We start from the raw sequence: 22067 nt of genomic DNA on the forward strand, positions 1-22067 counted from the left end.
TTGCCGCTCAAAGGAGCGCCAGCGCATTGCGCTTAAGGCGTAATCACCACCTTCCCGATCACTCGGCGCTCCGCCATATCGCGCAACGCGCGGCCGGTGTCTTCGAGCGAATAACGTTCCGACACATAGGGCTTGAGCTTGCCCTCACCGATCCAGCCGGTCATCTGCTCGAACGCGGCGTGATTGTGTTGCGGCTCGCGTTTTGCAAAGTCGCCCCAGAACACGCCGACCAGACTCGCGCCTTTGAGCAGCGTCAGGTTGAGCGGCAACTTCGGGATCTCGCCGTTCGCAAAGCCGACCACCAGATAACGCCCGCGCCAGCCGATGCTGCGAAACGCCGGTTCCGCATACACACCGCCGACCGGATCGTAGATCACGTCCGGACCCTTGCCGTCGGTCAACGCCTTGATGCGTTCGCGCAGGTCTTCGGTGCTGTAGTTGATGGTAGCGTCCGCGCCGTGCTTCACGCAGGTGGCGAGCTTTTCGTCGGTCGACGCCGCCGCGATCACGCGTGCCCCGAGCGCCTTGCCGATTTCGACCGCGGCGAGTCCGACGCCGCCCGCCGCGCCCAACACCAGCATCGTCTCGCCGGCCTTCAACTGGCCGCGATCGACCACCGCATGATGCGATGTGCCATAGGCGAGCGTAAACGCGGCGGCCAGTTCGAAGTCGACGCCGTCCGCCAGCGGCACGCACGCCGTGACCGGCGCCAGCGCCTGCTCGGCAAAGCCACCCGAGCCGGTAAACGCGACCACCCGAGAGCCGGGCTTGAACTGCGTCACACCGGCGCCGACCGCACGCACGACGCCCGCGACTTCCGAGCCGGGCGTAAAGGGCAGGGGCGGTTTGAACTGGTATTTGTTCTCGATGATCAGCACATCGGGAAAGTTGACGGCCGCGGCCTTGACGTCGATCACGACATGGCCGGGCGGCGGCTCGAGGTCAGGCAGATTTTCGACGACCAGGCTTTCCGGCGGTCCATATTGATTACAGCGAATCGCGCGCATCGTGTCTCCATATCGATCAGGGGTTCGCAACCATTCTGAGTGTAAAACAATCCGCACGACCGTGCGTTTTTATTGTTCGAAGCCAGTTCGTGAGCGGTCGATACTCATCGGCGCGGGGCTCGGCGCGTGCGCTTTGCATGGGATGCACGCACGGCCTGCCGTGTCGTTCGCGTGCCTTCTTTCCTCGGTTACAATCGCCGCATGCGAATCCTACTCAGCAATGACGACGGTTATCTGGCGCCCGGCCTTGCCGCGCTTTACGAAGCGCTCAAGCCGATCGCGGACGTCACCGTGATGGCCCCCGAGCAGAACTGCAGCGGCGCGTCCAATTCCTTGACGCTGTCGCGTCCGCTTTCAGTGCTGCGCTCGGCGAACGGTTTCTACTACGTCAACGGCACGCCAACCGACTCGGTGCACATCGCACTGACGGGCATGCTGGACCACACGCCAGACCTTGTTGTGTCGGGCATCAACAACGGCCAGAACATGGGCGAGGACACGCTCTATTCGGGCACCGTCGCCGCCGCTACCGAAGGCATCATGTTCGGCGTGCCGGCCATCGCTTTCTCGCTGGTCGACAAAGACTGGGTGCATCTCGAAGATGCTGCGCGTGTTGCCGCCGAGATCGTCGCGCACTACCTCAAGCAGCCGTTGCCGGGGTATCCGCTCCTGAACGTCAATATACCGAACCTGCCGTATGAGCAACTCGGCGGTTGGCATATCACGCGTCTCGGCAAGCGGCATCCATCGCAGCCGGTGATCCGCCAGACCAACCCGCGCGGCGAGCCGATCTACTGGATCGGCCCGTCGGGCAGCGCGCGTGACGCGAGCGAAGGCACCGATTTCCATGCTGTCGCCAACGGTCAGGTGTCGATCACGCCGTTGCAACTCGACCTGACCCACACGCAAATGCTGCCTGCAGCGCGCGACTGGGCGCGCGCCGGCAGCGGCGCTTCATGACGAGCGAGCGCGCAAAGCGCTTTCCGCTCGGCCTCGAGGACCTGGTGCGCGAGCCGCGCCGACCCGAAGGGCGTCCGGGCGAAGTGCGCGCGGCGGCACTTGCCGCGAGCGCGGCGCTGAACGCACGCCAGCAACCGGCGAAGAACTCGCCGCTCGGCTCTGCGGGGAAGACCCAGGCGAAGTCGCCGGCGAGGGCACAGGCCCAACCGCAAGCGACATCGCAAGCAAAGCCGCAGGCGAAGGCGCCGATCAAGGCGCCGGTGAACTCGACGCTGAACTCGCCTGTCAGCGCTCAGGCCAAGCCGCAAGCCAAACTGCAGGCCAAACCACACGCAACAACCGTCGGGCAAGGTTCGGCTGCGCGCGCCGCGCCAAAACCGGCGCCGGTGAACAAGCCCGCCGCCAAACTCAACGAGCGCGCCGCTGTGCCGAATGTCGCGTTGAACGGCGCTTTGGCACTGACTTCGGAACGGGTTCGCGAACGGATGGTCGAACGCCTGCGTGCGAACGGCGTAACCGATCAGCGCGTGTTGAACGCGATGTCGGTGGTGCCGCGCCACATGTTCGTCGACCCGGGCCTCGCAGCCCAGGCCTACGAAGATGCCGCGTTACCGATCGGCCATCACCAGACGATCTCCAAGCCCTCCGTGGTCGCGCGGATGATCGAACTGGCGGCCGCCGGCCGCGCGTTGAACAACGTGCTCGAAATCGGCACCGGTTGCGGCTATCAGGCGGCAGTGCTGAGCCAGGTCGCACGCGATGTTTACTCGATCGAACGCATTAAACCGCTGTCCGAACGCGCGAAGACAAACTTGCGTCCGCTGCGCATTCCGAACATCCGGCTGCACTACGGCGATGGCCGCCTGGGGTTGCCGTCGGCGGCGCCGTTCGACGCGATCGTGATCGCCGCAGCCGGGCTCGACGTACCGCAAGCATTACTTGAACAACTCGCGATCGGCGGCCGTCTGGTCGCGCCGGTCGGCTCGCAGGAAGGCCAGAACCAGGTGCTGACTCTGGTCGAACGCCTCGGACCCGCGCAGTGGCGCGAGTCGCGGCTTGATCGCGTTTTCTTTGTACCCTTAAAATCCGGAGTGATTTGACACCGATGAGTATGTTGCGCGCGATGCAAAGAACCAGACTGACTACCCCCATGACCGTAACCCAGCGTAGCGTGTGCGTGCTCGCCTTGTCCCTGTTGATGTCGGCCTGTGCGACCCGCCTCGATCAGGCGCCGGTCGTCGACCGTTCCGGCAGCGGTGCGCTCGGCACGCAGGCCGCGCAGCAGCCGGCCGTGCCGCTCGGACCGCCGCCGCCGGGCTACTACCGCGTGAAGCCGGGCGATACGCTGTATCGGATCGCGTTGGAGAACGGCCAGAACTACCGCGATATTTCGACGTGGAACAATCTCACTAACCCGAATCAGATCGAAGTCGATCAGTTGCTGCGCGTCGTGCCGCCAGGCGCGAACACCGCCGCGCTGACGCCGGGCGTGTCGACGGCGCCGATCGGCAACGGTGGCACGGTGCAGAGCGCGCCGCTTGGCAGCACGGGTGCCGCAGCGGGCGTCGCGGCGCCGCCGATCTATGGTTCGGGTGCGAACAACGCCTCGCTAACGCCGCCGGCCAACCCGGGTGCTGCGAGCGATTCGAGCGCCGGCGCATCCGGCAACGTCGCGTTCTCATGGCCTGTGCGTGGACCGATGCTCGGCACGTTCAACGATTCGACCAACAAGGGTATTAATATCGGCGGCGCGGCTGGCGATCCGGTTAAGGCTTCTGCGGATGGGCGCGTGGTTTATGCCGGAAATGGGCTGCGTGGTTACGGCAATCTCATTATCATCAAGCATGATGCAACTTATCTCACGGCGTATGCACACAACCGCGCTTTGATGGTAAAAGAGGGAGATGCGGTGACCAAAGGGCAGAAGATCGCCGAGATGGGCAATAGCGATTCCGACCGCGTGATGTTGCATTTCGAAGTTCGCCGTCAGGGTAAACCTGTCGACCCACTGAAGTATTTGCCGCCGCAATAAGCGATACGACCATGCCGAAATCGAAGCGCCGCCTGCCGCAAGCCGAGTCTGAGACGATTAGCCGCGTCACGCCCGCTTCGGTGGAGGAAAGCGGCGCTTCGGAAGTTGAAGAAGAGATCGCAGAGGAGCGCGATCTCGACGAACGTCAGGGTGGCGCGGAAGAACCCAGCGAGGCCCGCGAAGTTCCTGCCGACGCAGACGACTTCCGCGCGCTTCTGCAAGCCGAGCTGACGGCCGACACGATTCAGCACTACCTGAACCGCATCAGCGTCAAGCCGCTCCTGACTGTCGAGGAAGAGCAGAAGTATTCGCGTCTGGCGAAGGCGGGCGAGTTCGAAGCGCGGCAAGTGATGATCGAGCGCAATCTGCGGCTCGTCGTCAGCATCGCAAAGGGTTACCTGAATCGCGGTGTGCCGCTGCTCGATCTGATCGAAGAGGGCAATCTCGGCCTCATGCACGCCATCGAGAAATTCGATCCGACGCGCGGCTTCCGTTTCTCGACGTATGCCACCTGGTGGATTCGCCAAAGCATCGAGCGCGCGATCATGAACCAGGCGCGCACGGTGCGTTTGCCGGTGCACGTGATCCGTGAGCTCAACCAGGTGCTGCGCGCGAAGCGCCATCTGGAAAAGAATTCGATGAATTCCGGCGAAGCAGCCGAGCGCCGCGACGCCAGTATCGACGACATCGCGTATCTGACCGGCAAGACCACCGACGAAGTCACCGACATTCTCGCGCTGAACGAACACACCGCATCGCTCGATGCGCCGCTCGATCTCGACCCGGCGAGCAGCCTGCTCGATCTGCTGTCCGACGACCAAAGCCAGTCGCCGGACGCCGAAGTGCAGCATCGCGAGCTGGAAACGCTTACACGCGCGTGGCTCGCGCGCCTGTCGGACAAGCATCGTCATGTAATCGAGCGCCGCTTTGGGCTGAACCATATCGAGCCCGCCACGCTCGAAGAGCTGGCCGACGAAATGGGCCTCACGCGCGAGCGTGTGCGCCAGATCCAACAGGAAGCGCTGGTGCGGCTGAAGCGCTTCTTTGCCTCCAACGGTGTTCGGAAAGACGCCGTTCTATAACCTGATGACACCGATTCTTGTTTTCGACATCGAGACGATTCCCGATGTCGCCGGCATTCGCCGCCTCGAAGATCTGCCCGCCACGCTGAGCGACGCCGAAGTCGCCGAGCATGCTTTTGCGGCGCGCCGCGAAAAGACTGGGAGCGATTTCCTTCCGCACCACCTGCAACGGATCGCGGCTATTTCCTGCGTGTTCCGCGACAACAACGGTTTCCGTGTCCGCTCGCTCGGCACACTGGAAGACGGCGAGGCGGCGCTCGTGCAGTCGTTTTATCGTGTGATCGAAAAGTACACGCCGCAACTCGTGTCGTGGAACGGCGGCGGGTTCGACCTGCCGGTGCTGAACTACCGCGCGCTGGTCAACGGCATTCCGGCCTCCCGTTTCTGGGATCTCGGCGAGGACGACCGCGAGTTCAAGTGGAACAACTACATCAGCCGCTATCACTCGCGTCACACCGATCTGATGGACGTGCTGGCGATGTATCAGGCGCGCGCCAATGCGCCGCTCGACGCGCTCGCGAAGATGTGCGGCTTCCCAGGCAAGATGGGGATGGACGGCAGCCAGGTGTGGCACGCTTACCAGGAAGGCCGTATCGAGGAAATCCGCAATTATTGCGAGACCGACGTCGTCAATACGTACCTGCTGTATTGCCGCTTCCAGCTCATCCGCGGCGCGTTTTCGGCCGAAGAGTATGCTGACGAGATCAACCTGGTCAAAAATGCGCTGGCGCTGGAAGCGGCGCCGCAATGGGCCGAGTATCTGGCCGCATTCGATCAGTAAGCGGTTTATCAGTCTTGTTGTAACGAAGTCGTTCGCCGCACACTAACGTGCTTGACGGCAGCCGCCGTAGTGCGAAGTCGTGCGCAAGCGCCAGGGTTCGCCTTATGCTAATCGTGATCGAAGCGATCGGTGGACGCGGCGCTTCGTCTACAATCTCGCCTTTCCCCCAAGTTTGTCAGGAAGTCGCAGGTGTCCCGAACTGCCCCGCAACGTCGCTCGCCGAAGCGCCAGAAGGCGCCCGCTCCGGCGAAAGCGCACGTCATTACCGGCACTGAGCCGATCATCGAAATCGTGTCGCTCGACATGGAAGCGCGCGGCGTGGGCCGCATCGAGAGCGAAGACGGCACGCCCGGCAAGGTGATTTTTGTCGACGGCGCGTTGCCCGGCGAGCGTGTCAGCTACTCGACGCATCGCAGCAAGCCGAAATTCGAGCAGGCTGAGGTCGTCCAGGTATTCCGCGAAAGCGTGCTTCGCACCAAGCCGAAGTGCACGTACTTCGATATCTGCGGCGGCTGTTCGATGCAGCATCTCGACATCCGCGCCCAGATTGCCGTCAAGCAGCGTGTGCTCGAAGACAATTTCCAGCATCTGGCGAAGTTGCGTCCGGAGACCGTGTTCCGGCCGATTCACGGGCCGGCCTGGGGATACCGCTACCGCGCGCGTCTGGCGGTGCGCTATCTGCCGGAAAAGGGCGGCATGCGCATCGGCTTCTACGAGAAGAAGAGCAGCTATATCGCCGACATGAAGACCTGCGAGATACTGCCGCCGCATGTGTCGGCGATGCTGATGCCGCTGCGCTTCATGGTCCGCAAGCTGTCGATTTACGATCGTATGCCGCAGATCGAGCTGGCGGTCGGCTCATCCGTCACAGCGCTGGTGCTGCGCAATCTCGCGCCGATCACCTCCGCCGACGAGCAGGTGCTGCGCGATTTCGCCGACGAACACAAGATTCAGTGGTGGTTGCAGCCGGGCGGTCCTGACACGGTGACGCCGTTCTATCCGCTCGACATGCAACTCGACTACACGCTGCCGGAATACAACATCCGGATGCCGTTCAAGCCGACCGACTTCACCCAGGTGAATCACGCTATCAATCGCGTACTGGTGAGCCGCGCATTGCGTCTGCTGGCCCCGGCCAGCACGGACCGGGTACTCGACCTGTTTTGTGGAATCGGCAACTTCACGCTGCCGCTCGCGCGGATTTCAAAGGAAGTGGTGGGTATCGAAGGCAGTGACGTGCTGACTTCGCGCGCGCTTGCCAATGCCGAGCTGAACGGTGTGGCGGGGCATACCTCATTCGCTTGCCGCAACCTGTTCGAAGTCACCGCCGACGATATGCGCGCGCTCGGCCATTTCGACAAATTCCTTATCGACCCGCCGCGCGAAGGTGCGCTGGCTGTCGCCAAGGCGCTCGCGGAGATTGCGCAGAGCGGCAATGGGCCGTTGCCCAAGCGTATCGTCTACGTGTCGTGCGCGCCAGCCACGCTCGCTCGCGATGCGGGCCTGCTGGTGCATGAGGCCGGCTACCGGCTGGTGGGCGCCGGCGTGGTGAACATGTTCCCGCACACCTCGCACGTGGAGTCGATTGCGTTGTTCGAACGGGACTGAGGGCGCCCGGTTGCCGGCTGGTGCTGCATAGGCTGACGGCGCTGCACAAACAGAAACGCCACGACCGAAGTCGTGGCGTTTCTGTTTCAGGCAGCTAGTCGAGGCTTAGAACTGCCACCACGACTTTTCCTTACCCGGCCTTGCATGGCCCGTGATGTACGGGCTGTCGGGGAAGGTGCCGGCCAGAATGCGCTTCGTGTCGTCGGCCATTTGCGGCTGGTTCAGCTTCTCATACGACAGCATCATGATGTGCAGTGCGTCTTCGATAGCCGGCGCGTTCTTGTATTCCTTCAGCGCCAGTTGCGCGCGGTTGATCGCGGCGACATACGCGCCACGGCGGTAGTAATAATCCGCCGCGTGGACTTCGTGCGACGCCAGCGCGTTCACGATATAGCGCATGCGTTGCGCGGCGTCCGGCGCATACTTGCTGTTCGGGTACTTGTCGACCACGATCTTGAACGCGTCATACGACTCGCGCAGCGACTTCGGATCGCGCTCGCTCATGTCCTGACCGGAGAAGCGGCCGAACAGACCGAGGTCGTCGTTGAAGTGGATCATGCCCTTCAGGTAGTACGCGTACGCGATGTCCGGGTGATCCGGGTGTAGCTGGATGAAGCGGTCGATCGCCTGGTCGGCGGCGGCGTTTTCGTTATCTTTCCAGTTGCAATACGCGACGTTGATCTGCGCTTGCTGGGCAAAGTGGCCGAACGGATCGCGGCCTTCGAGCATCTCGAAATACTTGGCGCACTTGCCGAAATCACCACCGGTCAGAGCGTCGTTCGCCTCCGTATATAATTTGTTGTTGTTCCACGTAGCCGTCTCGTCGGTCTTTTCCGGCAGGCCGTGGCAAGCCGCAACAACGGCGACGGCTGCGGCGCACGCAATGTATCCGGCCACTTTCCGGGCCATCTTCTTGATGACCGCCAAATTGATCGCCGCTTTAGTGATGGTGTTCAAGGCTCGCATTTTCCAGTCTAGCTTTACGTCCAGGTGACCCAGACTCAATGACCCGCTCAAATACTCCAGGCGCCGCAACCGGTGCCGGGAATAGCAACAAAGATTATAGCGTAAGCGCTGACCCCTCCGACGCGTTGGGCGTCGATTCACTCGACGACGATCTCGGCAGCGACGCGCTTGCCGCTGCCGGCCCGCAAAGCAGGGTGCCGACGGTGGCGAGCCCTGTGGCGGACGAGTCGCCGCGCAGCGTCGTCGTGCCCGACGAACTGGCCGGCGAACGCCTCGACAAGGTGCTCGCCCGAATCTTTCCTGAGTTTTCACGTAACCGGCTGCAAAGCTGGATCGAATCGGAGCGGGTGCGCATCGACGGCAAACCGGCCAAAATCCGTCAGCCGGTGCCGCTTGGGGCCACAATCGAGCTCGTGCCCGATCTGCTGCCTGAGCAACTCGCGTTCACGCCCGAGCCGGTGCCGCTCGAGATCGTCTACGAGGACGACACGCTGGTGGTCATCAACAAGCCGGCCGGCATGGTTGTGCATCCGGCGGCCGGCAACTGGAGCGGCACCGTTCTTAACGGCCTGCTGTACCGCTACGGCGACGCCGCGGCAGGCCTGCCGCGCGCCGGTATCGTGCATCGGCTCGACAAGGAAACGTCCGGACTGATGGTGGTGGCGCGCACGCTCGAGGCGCAGACGGATCTGGTGCGCCAGCTCCAGGCACGCACGGTGAAGCGCCGTTATCTCGCGCTGGTGTGGGGCAACATGCCCGAAGAAGGCACGATCGACGCGCCGATTGGCCGCGATCCGCGCGAACGCACGCGCATGGCGGTGGTGACGAGCGCATCGGGCAAAGCGGCACGCACGCATTTCCGGCGCGTGGACACGGCGATCTGGCAGCGTCAGCCAGTCACCGCGATTCATTGCGATCTGGAAACCGGTCGCACCCATCAGATTCGCGTGCATTGTGCGCATATCGGCCATCCGCTGCTCGGCGATCCGATTTATGGGCGCGCGCGCGGCAAGCGCTCGGTGACGCCGTTGCCGGACGGTTTCGCGCGTCAGGCGTTGCATGCATGGCGCCTCGGTCTGATCCACCCGAAAACCGGCCGGACCATGCAATGGCGCGCCGATGCACCGGAAGACATGCAGGTGCTGTCGGCGGCGCTTGGCTTGGGGCGTGACGATGCAGGCGAGTTCGACGAGACGTACTACGAGGAAGACGACTACGACGCTTCGCTGGACGACGACATCGATGAAGACGGCGCACACAGCGACGACGATCACGACGAAGACCAGGATCACGACGACGAACACGACGAGGACGGTCACGCATGAGCTTGCCCGCGCTGAGCTTTGCCGATGTTGTGCAACCCGCATGGAACGTGTCGCCGCGTGTGCGCGCGCTCGTCACCACGCGCAACGGGGGCGTGAGCGAGCCGCCGTTCGGCCGTTGGCAGGATGGCGCTGACCAGCCTGGCGGCCTGAATCTGGGGATGAAAAGCGGTGACGATCCCGCCGCGGTCGCAACCAATCGCGCACGTTTGCTGAGTCTGGCAGGCGTAGGCGAGGCCGCGTGGCTCGAACAGATTCACGGCGCGGGCATCGTGCGCGCGGAAGATGCGATCGCGCAGACTCATGCAAGCGGTACGCCGACCCGAGCGGACGCTAGCGTCACCGATCGGCCCGGCACGGTGTGTGTCGTGATGATCGCCGATTGCATGCCGGTGCTGTTGTGCGACGAAGCGGGACGCGCGGTCGGCGCGGCCCATGCCGGCTGGCGTGGTTTGGCCGCGGGTATCGTCGAGCAGACCGCGCAGCGCGTCGCCGCTCTCGCCGGCGTGGAGGCCGCATCGTTGCATGCCTACCTGGGTCCGGCGATCGGACCGGACGCATTCGAGGTGGGTGCAGATGTGCGTGACGCCTTCATGAACGGCGTGGACGGCGTACAACGCGACGCCACCGCGAATGCATTCATTACGCATCCGCAAAACCCCGGCAAATATCTCGCCGATCTCACGGCGCTGGCGCGTTTGCGCTTGCAACGGCTCGGCGTGACGCGCGTTATTGGCGGCGATCTGTGTACGGTCACGCAACGTGATCGTTTCTATTCCTATCGCCGTGATCGCGAGACAGGGCGCATGGCCGCGCTGATCTGGCTGGACGATCAGGCTACGCATTAGTCCGGCACTCAATCATCCACGCACGGCCGCATGATGGCGCTTTGTTTTGTCAGCGCAATCATGCGGCCGTGGCGCTTCTCGCCGTTGCCTCGACCGGCGCGACGTCTTCCTGCGAGCATCCGTATGAGGGTTTATTCGGAGGCGCGTTGCGTGTTTTTGCTGCGCTGCCGGATTTTGCCGCGCATGAGTTAATCTGCCGCTAAAAGTGCCCGCGGGTGAACGGATAAATGCGCGTAAATACACATAAGCCCATGCAATACGGGAGCTTTTTTTGCTTATGCGGGCACTTATCAACCCATGTTCCAAAAGCGCGATCTGCTATACAGGGAAAACGATAATTAAAAAACTATCGCACTGCGGCAAAATCGGGAACAAGCATTGACATGCCTTGCGATGGGGAGCAAGAATGTTCCTCACAGCTCCTCGTACATGGGACAGGGCGTGACGAGGTCGCGAGCAATCGCCCACGTGCGCATGAACCTGCCTCTCAACCCGTCCGCAAGGACTTACCGGTCAAAAGCAGGTATGGCAGCATCACATTCCTCAGCTTCTCCCAGCACGGACTCCTCGACGGCGCACACGCAGCAGGCCGGTACGAGCGGCGCATCACCAGCCGCAGGCATGCAGCAGTTATTGGACGCCTGGATGAACGCATGGCGGTCGCTGGGCACGCCGCCCGGCGGCAGTGACATGCCTTTCCAGATGCCGCAAGTGCCCCAGATGCCGCAAATGGGCTTGCCGCAGATGCCGTCGTTCCCCGGTATGCCTGACTTCAGCAAACTGGCTGCGGGATCCCTGCCGTCAATGCCGTCATTCGCCGGACTCAACATTCCGAGCGCCGCGATTCCATCGGAGCGCCTGCAAAAGCTGCAAGCCGATTATTCGCGCGAGGCGATGGAACTGATCCAGCAGGCAACCACCTCCACGACGAAAGCCCCCGAACTCAAGGACCGCCGTTTCAGTTCCGACGCGTGGAGCGCGACCCCGGCCTATGCATTTACCGCTGCGTGGTATTTGTTGAACGCGCGCTATCTGCAGGAAATGGTCGACGCGCTCGAAACGGAACCGAAGATGCGCGAGCGCGTTCGGTTCGCGGTTCAGCAATGGACCGCAGCCGCATCGCCGAGCAATTTCTTCGCGTTGAATCCGGAAGCGCAAAAGACCTTGCTCGATAGCAAGGGCGAGAGCTTGCGCCAGGGCGTGATGAATCTGCTGGGCGACATGCAGCGCGGCAAGATTTCGCAGACGGACGAATCGCGTTTCGTGGTCGGCGAAAATCTCGCGAACACCGAAGGCTCAGTGGTGTTCGAGAACGACCTCATTCAGTTGATCCAGTACAAGCCGCGCACGGCCACCGTGCGTGAGCGGCCGTTGCTGATCGTGCCGCCTTGCATCAACAAGTTCTACATTCTCGATCTGCAGCCGGAGAATTCGCTGGTCGCGCACGGACTCGATTCGGGTCATCAGGTGTTTCTGATTTCGTGGCGCAACGCGGACGCATCGATCGCAGGCAAGACGTGGGACGACTACGTCAGCGAAGGCGTGCTCAAGGCGATCGAAACGGTTAGCAAGATCAGCGGCCGCGAGCAAATCAACACGCTGGGTTTCTGCGTGGGCGGCACCATGCTCGCCACGGCGCTGGCGGTGGCGGCCGCGCGCGGCGAGCATCCGGCTGCGTCGATGACCTTGCTCACCGCGATGCTCGATTTCTCGGACACGGGCGTGCTCGACGTATTCGTCGATGAGGCGCATGTGCAGATGCGCGAGCAGACCATCGGCGGAAAGAACGGCGGCAAGCCCGGATTGATGCGCGGCATCGAATTCGCCAACACCTTCTCGTTCCTGCGGCCGAACGATCTGGTGTGGAACTACGTCGTCGACAATTACCTCAAAGGGCGCACGCCGGTACCGTTCGATCTGCTGTACTGGAACAGCGATTCGACGAGTCTGCCGGGGCCGATGTATGTCTGGTATCTGCGCAACACGTATCTCGAGAATCGTCTGCGCGAGCCGGGCGCGGTGACCACCTGCGGCGAGCCGGTCGACCTCTCGAAGATCGACGTGCCCACCTTTATCTACGGTTCACGCGAAGACCATATCGTGCCGTGGCAAACCGCCTATGCGTCGGTGCCGCTGCTCTCCGGACCGTTGAAGTTCGTGCTCGGCGCGTCGGGTCATATCGCTGGCGTGATCAATCCGCCGGCAAAGAAAAAGCGTAACTACTGGGCGCTGGAAGGCGACGTCAAGACGCTGCCGGAAAGCCCGGACGAATGGCTCGACCAGGCGACCGAAGTGCCCGGTAGTTGGTGGCCGGAATGGACCACGTGGCTTGACCAGTATGGCGGCAAGAAAGTGAAGCCACGCGCCACGGCCGGCTCCGACGAATTCCCGGTGATCGAACCGGCGCCAGGGCGATATGTGCGGCAACGGGAGTAGGCTTCAGCGCGCCTGAGGGCGCGGTGGTGTGGCGGTATGAGTGCGCGTCCTGATATATGCAAGGGCGCATTGGCAACAAGATTTTTAACTTGACGGGCAGCGGCGTATTTAGCCGATGTCCCGGAGGATATGGAAATGACTGATGTTGTGATCGTATCGGCCGCCCGTACGGCAGTTGGCAAATTCGGTGGGTCGCTGGCGAAGATCGCTGCGCCTGAACTCGGCGCTACCGTGATTCGCGCCGTGCTCGAACGGTCTGGTCTGAAGCCTGAGCAGGTCAGCGAAGTCATTCTGGGGCAGGTGCTGACGGCAGGCTCGGGTCAGAACCCGGCGCGTCAGTCGCTGATCAAGGCGGGGTTGCCCACGGCGGTGCCCGGCATGACGATCAACGTGGTATGTGGCTCGGGCCTGAAGGCCGTGATGCTGGCAGCCAACGCGATTATCGCGGGTGACGCGGACATCGTGATCGCCGGCGGCCAGGAAAACATGAGCGCCGCGCCGCACGTGCTGCCGGGCTCGCGCGACGGTTTCCGCATGGGTGACGCAAAGCTGATCGACTCGATGATCGTCGACGGCCTGTGGGACGTCTACAACCAGTACCACATGGGCGTGACGGCAGAAAACGTCGCCAAGGAATACGGCATCACGCGCGAGCAGCAGGATGCGTTCGCGGCGCTGTCGCAGAACAAGGCGGAAGCCGCGCAGAAGTCGGGCCGTTTTAACGACGAAATCGTGCCGGTCGAAATTCCGCAACGTAAGGGTGAGCCGCTGCGTTTCGCAACGGACGAGTTCGTGCGTCACGGCGTGACGGCTGAATCGCTGGCGGGTCTGAAGCCGGCATTCTCGAAGGAAGGCTCGGTGACGGCGGCCAATGCGTCGGGTCTGAACGACGGCGCGGCGGCGGTGCTGGTGATGTCGGCGAAGAAGGCTGAAGCGCTCGGCCTCACGCCGCTCGCGCGCATCAAGGCGTACGCCACCTCGGGTCTGGACCCGAAGGTGATGGGCATGGGTCCGGTGCCCGCATCGCGCCGTTGTCTCGAACGCGCGGGCTGGACGCCGGCCGATCTGGACTTGATGGAAATCAACGAAGCGTTTGCCGCACAGGCGTGCGCCGTGAATCAGCAAATGGGCTGGGACACGTCGAAGATCAACGTGAACGGCGGCGCGATTGCGATCGGCCATCCGATCGGTGCGTCCGGCGCCCGGATTCTCGTCACGCTGATCCATGAAATGCAGAAGCGCGATGCGAAGAAGGGTCTGGCGTCGCTGTGTATCGGCGGCGGCATGGGCGTGGCGCTGGCGCTCGAACGCGCTTGATGGACCTCAGGTCCTGGGGCCTCAGGTTGTTGGCTCAAGCAGGCTCAGACAGGTTTTAGCAGGCGGTAAGCAGGGTTGCCGCGCGCCACATTGCAGCAGGTAGCGCGCGGTGAGCAATGGCCTCGTCGGCCGGTCGCCCGGCGGCAGTGGAGATGAAGCACAGGCGAGGGAAGAGGTAGCCGGTCGGCACCTCGAAAACGAAAAACGGAGTGTAGTTTATGACACAGCGAATTGCGTACGTAACGGGCGGGATGGGTGGCATCGGCACAAGCATTTGCCAGCGTCTGCACAAAGAGGGCTTCAAGGTAGTCGCCGGCTGTGGCCCGAACTCGCCGCGCCGCGTGAAGTGGCTCGAAGAGCAGAAGGCACTCGGCTACGATTTCATCGCGTCCGAAGGCAATGTCGGCGATTGGGAATCGACCAAGGCGGCGTTCGACAAGGTCAAGGCCGAAGTCGGCGAGATCGACGTGCTGGTGAACAACGCCGGTATTACGCGCGACGTCGTGTTCCGCAAGATGACGCACGAAGACTGGACGGCGGTGATCGACACCAACCTGACCAGCCTCTTCAACGTCACCAAGCAGGTGATCGACGGGATGGTCGAGCGCGGCTTCGGGCGGGTCATCAACATTTCGTCGGTGAACGGCCAGAAGGGGCAGTTCGGCCAGACCAACTATTCGACCGCGAAGGCCGGTATTCACGGCTTCACGATGTCGCTGGCGCAGGAAGTGGCCACCAAGGGCGTGACGGTCAACACCGTGTCGCCTGGCTACATCGGCACCGATATGGTCAAGTCGATCCGCCCGGACGTGCTGGAAAAGATCGTTGCGACGATCCCGGTGCGCCGTCTCGGTCAGCCGCAGGAAATCGGCTCGATCGTGGCATGGCTCGCCTCGGACGAATCGGGTTTCTCCACGGGCGCGGATTTTTCGCTGAACGGTGGTTTGCATATGGGCTGAGTCACCGGCGCGCCGCTCACAAGGCAGCGTGCTTCGGCTCAGATGGTTCCGGCGGCGTCCCGGCTGCACAATTGCCCGATTGTGCGCCGGCATGACGCCGTTTCCGCGCTCAACTCGCGCTCAAAGGCGTTACATGACCACTACTACAAAGAAAACAGCCGAACGATTGATCAAGAAGTATCCGAATCGCCGGCTCTACGATACCGAGACAAGCACGTACATCACGCTGACGGACGTTAAGCAGCTCGTGCTGGATCAGGAGGATTTCAAGGTCATCGATGCGAAGAGCAACGAGGACCTGACGCGCGCCATCCTGTTGCAGATCATTCTCGAAGAGGAGAGCGGCGGCTTGCCGATGTTCTCGTCGTCGATGCTGTCGCAGATCATCCGTTTCTACGGCCATGCCATGCAGGGCATGATGGGAACGTATCTGGAGAAGAACATCCAGGCCTTCATCGACATTCAGGCGAAGCTCGCCGACCAGTCGAAGAATCTGTACGAAGGCAAGGCGATGAACCCCGAAGTCTGGTCGCAATTCATGAACATGCAGGCGCCCATGATGCAGGGCATGATGACCAGCTACATCGAACAGTCGAAGAACATGTTCGTGCAGATGCAGGAGCAGATGCAGAACCAGGCGAAATCGATGTTCGCCACCTTCCCGTTCACGCCAGGTGGTCCGGTGAATGCGGCCGGAGGACCGGTCACGCCGGCTACTCCGCAAACCAATCCGGAGCCGGAGAAGAAGTAACGGCGCGACGCTGCGCGGTGGGCGCGTCTTTACGCGTCGGCCCCATGGCCAAACGGCGCAGGAGTGGTGTGCCCGTCGCGTGATGGAGCGGCGGGTGAACCACGGCGGCCTGCGCGCCGGGCGCAGGCGGATGGGCGCGGTACAATCACGGGTTGCGTGCGCCGGCGCTGTTGCGGGGTGTGGTCCTCGCGATCCTTTTGATCCCGTTACCCCCCCAGGCCGCGTCGCAGCGTCCCATTTGTCGCCGTCGCCACCGCTGTATCCCAGCCCCACCTATGTCGCAGACCCGTTTCCCTACCGCCCCCACGCTTTCGAATCCGAAGGCCGGATTTGTCAGCTTTGGCTGACCGTAAGATTCGCAGAAGCAGCTTAGGCGCCGTTCCCACATGAACCGGCTGTTTCTTGCGCCCATGGAAGGGCTCGCGGACTACGTGTTGCGCGACGTGCTGACCAGCACGGGCGGATTCGACGGGTGCGTGTCCGAATTCGTCCGGGTGACGGGCTCCGTGCTTCCCGAGCGTGTCTACGAGAGGGATACACCCGAAGTCCTCCACGGAGGACGCACACCCGGCGGCACGCCGATGGTGATCCAACTTCTGGGTAGCGATCCTGAATGGATGGCGCTGAATGCGGCCCAGGCGGCCAGTTTGTCGCCGCATGGACTCGATCTGAACTTCGGCTGTCCTGCCAAAGTCGTCAACCGGCACGGTGGCGGCGCGATGCTGCTCGCGCACCCTGAACAACTGAACCGGATTGTTTCTTCCGTTCGCGCCGCGGTGCCTGCCGGCATCGCTGTGACAGCAAAAATGCGGCTCGGCGTGTCCGATACATCGCTTGCGATCGACTGTGCCACGGCATTGGCGGAGGGCGGCGCAGCCTCGCTCGTCGTGCATGCCAGAACGCGCGACCATGGCTACCGGCCGCCGGCCCACTGGGACTGGATCGCGCGTATCGACGACGCCGTGGACGTGCCGGTCACGGCCAACGGAGAAGTCTGGACGGTGGCCGACTGGGAACGGTGCCGGGCGGTTAGCGGCTGCGCGGACGTAATGATCGGGCGGGGCGCCGTGTCGGATCCTTTTCTGGCATTGCGCATACGCGGTCTGATGGAGCGGACGTCTTCCGGCGAGGAATGGCCGGCCGTGCTCGGTTTGCTCGCCGACTACCTGAGAAAATTGCAAGCCCGTGTCGCTGCCCGCCATGAGCACGGACGCGTCAAAATGTGGCTCAGTTATCTGAAACGGACGTGGCCGCAGGCTGCCGAGCTGTATGCAGCCATCCGGCGCCTCCATGATTCGCGTGACATTCTTGACGTGATCGAGCGCGCCCAGGCACTCGGTGGCTTGATCCCGATGCCGGCACATCAACACGCGGCCCTTGGCCTGGCCGATCCGGCAACGCCCCGCTACCTGGCCGACTGTACGGTCGCCGGCGCGGTACAATAAAGGGTTGCGTGCGCGGAACGTTGTCCGGGCTGTGGTCTGTCTGACCATCGGACCCTTGGCCTTGCCGCACCGTCCCCATTTGTCGCCATCGTCACCGCTATACGCCGGACCCATCCTATGTCGCAGACCATTTCCCCCGCCGTGCCGACCCCTTCGACTCCGAAGGTCGGTTTCGTCAGCCTCGGCTGTCCTAAAGCGCTTGTCGATTCCGAGCAGATCATCACGCAGTTGCGCGCCGAGGGTTACGAGATCTCCGGCACGTACGACGGCGCGGACCTCGTCGTCGTCAACACGTGCGGCTTCATCGACGAAGCGGTGCAGGAAAGCCTCGACGCGATCGGCGAAGCGCTCAGCGAAAACGGCAAGGTGATCGTCACGGGCTGCCTCGGTGCCAAGCAGAGCGCGAGCGGTTCGAATCTGATCGAAGAAGTGCATCCGAAGGTGCTGGCCGTGACCGGCCCGCACGCGCTGGGCGAAGTGATGCAGGCGGTGCACAATCATCTGCCGAAGCCGCACGATCCGTTCGTCGATCTGGTGCCGGCTGCCGGCGTGAAGCTCACGCCGCGTCACTACGCTTACCTCAAGATTTCCGAAGGCTGCAACCACCGCTGCACGTTCTGCATCATCCCGTCAATGCGCGGCGACCTCGTGTCGCGTCCGGTCGCCGACGTGATGCTCGAGGCGGAGAACCTGTTCAAGTCCGGCGTGAAAGAACTGCTCGTGATTTCGCAGGACACGAGCGCATACGGCGTCGACGTGAAATACCGCACCGGTTTCTGGAACGGCAAGCCGATCAAGACGCGCATGACCGATCTGGTCGGCGCGCTTGGCGAACTCGCGGCGCAATACGGCGCATGGGTACGTTTGCATTACGTGTATCCGTATCCGAGCGTCGACGAGGTCATCCCGATGATGGCAGAAGGTCCGTTCAAGGGCCACGTGCTGCCGTATCTGGATGTGCCGTTCCAGCATGCGCATCCTGAAGTACTGAAGCGTATGAAGCGTCCGGCCAATGCCGAGAAAGTGATGGAGCGCGTGAAGGCGTGGCGCGAAATCTGCCCCGATCTGACGATCCGCAGCACGTTCATCGCCGGTTTCCCGGGCGAGACTGAAGAGCAATTCCAGACGCTGCTTGATTTCATTCGCGAGGCGGAACTGGATCGGGTCGGCTGCTTTGCTTATTCGCCGGTCGAAGGCGCGAGCGCCAATGAACTCGACGGTGCGTTGCCCGACGAAGTGCGTGAAGAGCGCCGTGCGCGTTTCATGGAAGTGGCCGAAGAAGTGTCGGCCAAACGGATTGCGAAGAAGGTCGGCAAAACGCTGAAAGTGCTGGTCGACGAGATCAATGCCGACGGCGGCATCGGCCGCACCGCGGCGGATGCGCCCGAGATCGACGGCGTCGTGTATATCGCGCCGGCCACCAAGGCGTCGAAGCGTTATAAGGTCGGCGATTTTGTCTCGGTGAAGATCACCGGCGCCGACGGTCACGATCTGTGGGGCGAGGTCTAAGCGATGACGGTGAGCACAGCCGGCACGCCGGAAGGCCGGACCCCGGCAACCTGGTCCCCGGCAGCCCAGCACCCGGAGAGCCGGCCTCCGGAGATCCTCGCGCTCGGCGAGGCGATGATCGAGTTCAACCAGTCGGCTAAAGATCAGCCGAACTATCTGCAAGGCTTCGGCGGCGATACGTCGAACTTCTGCATTGCGGCAGCACGGCAGGGCGCGAAGACGGGTTTCGTGTCGGCCGTGGGCAGCGACCATTTCGGGCGTCTGCTGATCGATCTGTGGGAACGCGAACAGGTCGAGACGTCACTCGTGCGCGTCGATCCGCACGCGCCCACCGGCGTCTATTTCGTCTCGCACGGTCCCGCAGGTCACGCGTTCGACTATCTGCGCGCGGGTTCGGCCGCGAGCCGCTACGCGCCGCACGATTTGCCGCTCGATGCGATCGCCGCGGCCAAAGTCATCCACCTGTCCGGCATCAGTCTCGCGATCAGTCTGAGCGCCTGCGACGCAGCGTTGGCGGCGATCGAGCATGCACGAGCGAACGGTGTGCGCGTGAGTTTCGACACCAATCTTCGTTTGAAGCTGTGGCCGCTCGCAAGAGCGCGTGCGGTGATGCTCGAAGCCATTCGTCACACCGACATTTGCCTACCGAGCTGGGACGACGTCACCGAACTGACCGGCTTGACTGGCCGCGACGAGATCGTCGACTTTCTGCTGTCGCATGGTCCGCGTGTCGTGGCGCTCAAGCTTGGCAAGGAAGGTTCGTATATCGCCACGCCGGATGAGCGGCGCGTCGTGCCGGGCCACGTCGTCAACGCGGTCGATGCGACCGGCGCGGGGGACTGCTTCGGCGGCGCGTTCATCGCGCGCATCGTGGCGGGTGACGATCCGTTTCAAGCGGCGCGTTATGCGAACGTCGCCGCGGCACTGTCCACGCAAGGTTACGGCGCGGTCGCGCCGATCCCTTCGCGCGCGACGGTCGAACACATCCTGGCCGGCTGACAGTAACGCGCTGCGAGGCGCGCCCCGCAGCCGGTCAGGACAAGATCATCTTGAGACACTAAACAGGAGCGAGCGATGCAACGAGACGTAGTGGTGGTAAGCGGTGTACGTACGGCAATCGGCGGTTTTGGGGGCAGTCTGAAGGATTTTCCGCCGACCGATCTGGGCGCACGCGTCGTGCGTGAAGCGCTGGCGCGCGCGAACGTGTCGGGCGACGAAGTCGGTCACGTGGTGTTCGGCAACGTCGTGCATACCGAACCGAAAGACATGTATCTGGCCCGGGTGGCCGCGATCAACGGCGGCGTCGCGCAACATGCGCCTGCGTTGACCGTCAACCGTCTGTGCGGCTCGGGCTTGCAGGCCATTGTCTCGGCCGCGCAAAGCGTGCTGCTCGGCGACGCCGACATCGCGATCGGCGGCGGCGCGGAAAACATGAGCCGCGCGCCGTATTCCATGCCGGCTGCGCGCTTCGGCCAGCGCATGGGCGATGCGCGCCTCGTCGACATGATGGTCGGCGCGCTGAACGACCCGTTCCAGTCTATCCATATGGGCGTGACCGCTGAGAACGTCGCCCGCAAGTACGACATCTCGCGCGAGACGCAGGATGCACTCGCGCTCGAATCGCATCGCCGCGCGGCCAATGCGATTACGAGCGGCTACTTCAAGGACCAGATCCTGCCGATCACGATCCCGTCGAAGAAGGGCGATGTCGTATTCGATACGGATGAGCACACGCGCATGAATGCGACGGCCGAAGACTTCTCCAAGTTGAAGCCGGTGTTCGCAAAGGAAAACGGCACGGTGACGGCCGGCAACGCCTCGGGCATCAATGACGCCGCCGCGGCGGTCGTGCTGATGGAACGCAGCGTCGCTGAAAAGCGCGGGATCAAGCCGTTGGCACGGCTGGTTTCGTACGCGCATGCAGGCGTCGATCCGGCCTACATGGGTATCGGCCCGGTGCCGGCAACCCGCAAGGCGCTCGAACGCGCCGGTCTGACGGTCGCCGATCTGGATGTGATCGAAGCGAACGAAGCGTTTGCCGCTCAGGCGTGCGCGGTCAGCAAGGAACTCGGTCTTGATCCGGCCAAGGTCAATCCGAACGGTTCGGGCATTTCGCTCGGCCACCCGATCGGCGCAACCGGCGCACTGATCACGGTCAAGGCCTTGTATGAGTTGCAGCGGGTTGGCGGCCGCTATGCGCTGGTGACGATGTGTATCGGTGGCGGGCAGGGCATCGCGGCGATCTTCGAACGGATCTGAAGCCGAGGCGGGACAACGTGACGCCACGCGAGGCGTCACGTTGTCCCCGTCGAACGAAGCCGGGTAGCAAACCAGTATCGAGCAGTATCAGGCAACAAGGAAAGAACGGATGCAGGAATCCAAAGCGATGAAGGGTGCGACGCGTCGGCGCGCTTGGGCAGTCCTCCAGAGGCACGTCCTTCGGGGCGTAGTGAGCGCGGCCGCATTGCTGTGTGCCGGCGCCGGGGCTGTGCTGCCCGCGCAGGCATGGGCGGAAAGCGACGCGGTGAAGGAGCTGGCGGCGCCCCCGCCGATTCAGTTGCCGCTCAAGCCGAGCCCCGAATTCGCGAAGTTTCCGCGTTACGCCGGCATGCTGGGCTCGCGGCAGATCGTGCTGCGACTTGGCGCGAAAACCGACGATCCGGCCGGCGTGCACGGCGAGTATCAGTACACAGACACCGGCGAGGTGATCCTGATCGCGGGTGACCGCGACGGCGATACGCTCGAAGTCGAGGAATCGAACGACGGCACGCATATCACCGGCAACTGGGTGGGCAAGTTTGCCGCCGACGGTTCGGTGGCGGGCGACCGGATGAACGTCGACGATTCCAGCCCGCAGCCGTTCGATCTGAAACCACTGGCAGCGGGGCAGGCTGTGCCGGCTGCATCAGCGAGTGCCGGTCAGGCCGCTAACAAGACTGCGGTGGCGCCGCAGCCGTCCGCCGGCAGCGCAGCAGCGCCCGCCTCGGCGACAGGCGGTGGTCACGCCGTTGGCGGGGTGAGCAACCTGCAAACCGGCGAATAAA

At 63.0% G+C, this 22067-nt stretch carries 19 protein-coding genes; 17 read left to right on the forward strand and 2 right to left on the reverse strand.

Annotated features, from left to right (window positions below; genetic code table 11):
* Positions 1 to 32: 32 nt before the first annotated feature.
* Positions 33 to 1007 (reverse strand): NADPH:quinone oxidoreductase family protein, encoded by a 975-nt coding sequence (locus M0D64_RS11835; protein WP_154567868.1) that lies wholly within the window; start codon positions 1005 to 1007, stop codon positions 33 to 35.
* Between the two features lie 201 nt (positions 1008 to 1208).
* Between M0D64_RS11835 and surE the strand changes: the two genes are divergently transcribed.
* From surE to rlmD, 6 genes are all read left to right on the forward strand, one after another.
* Positions 1209 to 1967, forward strand: coding sequence for a 5'/3'-nucleotidase SurE (gene surE, locus M0D64_RS11840; RefSeq protein ID WP_266238930.1), 759 nt, complete (start codon positions 1209 to 1211; stop codon positions 1965 to 1967).
* Positions 1964 to 3067: a protein-L-isoaspartate(D-aspartate) O-methyltransferase gene (locus tag M0D64_RS11845; RefSeq protein ID WP_171925733.1), complete on the forward strand. Its 1104-nt coding sequence runs from the start codon at positions 1964 to 1966 to the stop codon at positions 3065 to 3067. The genes surE and M0D64_RS11845 overlap by 4 nt, the downstream gene beginning before the upstream one ends.
* A gap of 5 nt (positions 3068 to 3072) precedes the next feature.
* On the forward strand, positions 3073 to 3999 hold the full coding sequence (locus tag M0D64_RS11850; protein WP_154563077.1) for a peptidoglycan DD-metalloendopeptidase family protein: 927 nt from the start codon (positions 3073 to 3075) through the stop codon (positions 3997 to 3999).
* An 11-nt stretch (positions 4000 to 4010) separates the two neighbouring features.
* The gene (gene rpoS, locus M0D64_RS11855) at positions 4011 to 5081 is read left to right on the forward strand and encodes an RNA polymerase sigma factor RpoS (RefSeq protein WP_054039479.1); all 1071 of its coding nucleotides are present in this window, start codon (positions 4011 to 4013) and stop codon (positions 5079 to 5081) included.
* Between the two features lie 4 nt (positions 5082 to 5085).
* Entirely contained in the window at positions 5086 to 5862 is a 777-nt protein-coding gene (locus M0D64_RS11860; protein WP_154563079.1) for a 3'-5' exonuclease, read from the forward strand.
* 189 nt (positions 5863 to 6051) lie between these two features.
* Entirely contained in the window at positions 6052 to 7470 is a 1419-nt protein-coding gene (gene rlmD / locus M0D64_RS11865) for a 23S rRNA (uracil(1939)-C(5))-methyltransferase RlmD (protein WP_266257828.1), read from the forward strand.
* Positions 7471 to 7575: 105 nt separating this feature from the next.
* On the opposite strand, the gene M0D64_RS11870 is transcribed toward rlmD, so the two are convergent.
* Positions 7576 to 8436: an outer membrane protein assembly factor BamD gene (locus M0D64_RS11870; RefSeq protein WP_154563081.1), complete on the reverse strand. Its 861-nt coding sequence runs from the start codon at positions 8434 to 8436 to the stop codon at positions 7576 to 7578.
* A gap of 38 nt (positions 8437 to 8474) precedes the next feature.
* Between M0D64_RS11870 and M0D64_RS11875 the strand changes: the two genes are divergently transcribed.
* The 11 genes from M0D64_RS11875 (at position 8475) to M0D64_RS11925 (ending at position 22066) form a co-directional block, all read left to right on the forward strand.
* The gene (locus M0D64_RS11875; RefSeq protein WP_266238932.1) at positions 8475 to 9761 is read left to right on the forward strand and encodes an RluA family pseudouridine synthase; all 1287 of its coding nucleotides are present in this window, start codon (positions 8475 to 8477) and stop codon (positions 9759 to 9761) included.
* Complete coding sequence (gene pgeF, locus M0D64_RS11880) at positions 9758 to 10606, forward strand: peptidoglycan editing factor PgeF (RefSeq protein WP_266257829.1); 849 nt, start codon at positions 9758 to 9760, stop codon at positions 10604 to 10606. The genes M0D64_RS11875 and pgeF overlap by 4 nt, the downstream gene beginning before the upstream one ends.
* Positions 10607 to 11227: 621 nt before the next feature.
* Complete coding sequence (gene phaC / locus M0D64_RS11885) at positions 11228 to 13042, forward strand: class I poly(R)-hydroxyalkanoic acid synthase (RefSeq protein ID WP_266257830.1); 1815 nt, start codon at positions 11228 to 11230, stop codon at positions 13040 to 13042.
* A gap of 135 nt (positions 13043 to 13177) precedes the next feature.
* Positions 13178 to 14359 carry an acetyl-CoA C-acetyltransferase gene (locus M0D64_RS11890; protein WP_266257831.1) on the forward strand — a complete coding sequence of 394 codons (1182 nt, stop codon included), beginning with the start codon at positions 13178 to 13180 and terminating at the stop codon, positions 14357 to 14359.
* Positions 14360 to 14577: 218 nt separating this feature from the next.
* On the forward strand, positions 14578 to 15318 hold the full coding sequence (locus tag M0D64_RS11895; protein ID WP_054039485.1) for a 3-ketoacyl-ACP reductase: 741 nt from the start codon (positions 14578 to 14580) through the stop codon (positions 15316 to 15318).
* A 133-nt stretch (positions 15319 to 15451) separates the two neighbouring features.
* On the forward strand, positions 15452 to 16069 hold the full coding sequence (gene phaR / locus M0D64_RS11900) for a polyhydroxyalkanoate synthesis repressor PhaR (RefSeq protein ID WP_266257832.1): 618 nt from the start codon (positions 15452 to 15454) through the stop codon (positions 16067 to 16069).
* 386 nt (positions 16070 to 16455) lie between these two features.
* The gene (locus M0D64_RS11905; RefSeq protein ID WP_266257833.1) at positions 16456 to 17514 is read left to right on the forward strand and encodes a tRNA-dihydrouridine synthase; all 1059 of its coding nucleotides are present in this window, start codon (positions 16456 to 16458) and stop codon (positions 17512 to 17514) included.
* Between the two features lie 117 nt (positions 17515 to 17631).
* Entirely contained in the window at positions 17632 to 19023 is a 1392-nt protein-coding gene (gene rimO / locus M0D64_RS11910; protein WP_266257834.1) for a 30S ribosomal protein S12 methylthiotransferase RimO, read from the forward strand.
* A gap of 3 nt (positions 19024 to 19026) precedes the next feature.
* A complete protein-coding gene (locus M0D64_RS11915; RefSeq protein ID WP_266257835.1) occupies positions 19027 to 20022 on the forward strand; it encodes a sugar kinase in 996 nt (331 codons plus the stop codon).
* Between the two features lie 75 nt (positions 20023 to 20097).
* Complete coding sequence (gene bktB, locus M0D64_RS11920; protein ID WP_175052260.1) at positions 20098 to 21282, forward strand: beta-ketothiolase BktB; 1185 nt, start codon at positions 20098 to 20100, stop codon at positions 21280 to 21282.
* 109 nt (positions 21283 to 21391) lie between these two features.
* On the forward strand, positions 21392 to 22066 hold the full coding sequence (locus M0D64_RS11925; RefSeq protein ID WP_154563099.1) for a hypothetical protein: 675 nt from the start codon (positions 21392 to 21394) through the stop codon (positions 22064 to 22066).
* Position 22067: the final 1 nt, after the last annotated feature.

Source organism: Paraburkholderia sp. WS6, assembly GCF_030464835.1.
In the GTDB taxonomy this organism is placed as follows: domain Bacteria; phylum Pseudomonadota; class Gammaproteobacteria; order Burkholderiales; family Burkholderiaceae; genus Paraburkholderia; species Paraburkholderia madseniana.

What these genes read in the sequence shown, in the direction of transcription:
- bktB (WP_175052260.1), top strand. Translation starts at nt 20,098, where the DNA reads ATGCAACGAGACGTAGTGGTGGTAAGCGGTGTACGTACGGCAATCGGC.
- M0D64_RS11895 (WP_054039485.1), top strand. Translation starts at nt 14,578, where the DNA reads ATGACACAGCGAATTGCGTACGTAACGGGCGGGATGGGTGGCATCGGC.
- M0D64_RS11905 (WP_266257833.1), top strand. Translation starts at nt 16,456, where the DNA reads ATGAACCGGCTGTTTCTTGCGCCCATGGAAGGGCTCGCGGACTACGTG.
- M0D64_RS11835 (WP_154567868.1), bottom strand. Translation starts at nt 1,007, where the DNA reads ATGCGCGCGATTCGCTGTAATCAATATGGACCGCCGGAAAGCCTGGTC.
- M0D64_RS11850 (WP_154563077.1), top strand. Translation starts at nt 3,073, where the DNA reads ATGAGTATGTTGCGCGCGATGCAAAGAACCAGACTGACTACCCCCATG.
- surE (WP_266238930.1), top strand. Translation starts at nt 1,209, where the DNA reads ATGCGAATCCTACTCAGCAATGACGACGGTTATCTGGCGCCCGGCCTT.
- M0D64_RS11915 (WP_266257835.1), top strand. Translation starts at nt 19,027, where the DNA reads ATGACGGTGAGCACAGCCGGCACGCCGGAAGGCCGGACCCCGGCAACC.
- rpoS (WP_054039479.1), top strand. Translation starts at nt 4,011, where the DNA reads ATGCCGAAATCGAAGCGCCGCCTGCCGCAAGCCGAGTCTGAGACGATT.
- phaC (WP_266257830.1), top strand. Translation starts at nt 11,228, where the DNA reads ATGCAGCAGTTATTGGACGCCTGGATGAACGCATGGCGGTCGCTGGGC.
- rimO (WP_266257834.1), top strand. Translation starts at nt 17,632, where the DNA reads ATGTCGCAGACCATTTCCCCCGCCGTGCCGACCCCTTCGACTCCGAAG.
- M0D64_RS11925 (WP_154563099.1), top strand. Translation starts at nt 21,392, where the DNA reads ATGCAGGAATCCAAAGCGATGAAGGGTGCGACGCGTCGGCGCGCTTGG.
- M0D64_RS11845 (WP_171925733.1), top strand. Translation starts at nt 1,964, where the DNA reads ATGACGAGCGAGCGCGCAAAGCGCTTTCCGCTCGGCCTCGAGGACCTG.
- pgeF (WP_266257829.1), top strand. Translation starts at nt 9,758, where the DNA reads ATGAGCTTGCCCGCGCTGAGCTTTGCCGATGTTGTGCAACCCGCATGG.
- M0D64_RS11890 (WP_266257831.1), top strand. Translation starts at nt 13,178, where the DNA reads ATGACTGATGTTGTGATCGTATCGGCCGCCCGTACGGCAGTTGGCAAA.
- M0D64_RS11875 (WP_266238932.1), top strand. Translation starts at nt 8,475, where the DNA reads ATGACCCGCTCAAATACTCCAGGCGCCGCAACCGGTGCCGGGAATAGC.
- M0D64_RS11870 (WP_154563081.1), bottom strand. Translation starts at nt 8,436, where the DNA reads ATGCGAGCCTTGAACACCATCACTAAAGCGGCGATCAATTTGGCGGTC.
- M0D64_RS11860 (WP_154563079.1), top strand. Translation starts at nt 5,086, where the DNA reads ATGACACCGATTCTTGTTTTCGACATCGAGACGATTCCCGATGTCGCC.
- phaR (WP_266257832.1), top strand. Translation starts at nt 15,452, where the DNA reads ATGACCACTACTACAAAGAAAACAGCCGAACGATTGATCAAGAAGTAT.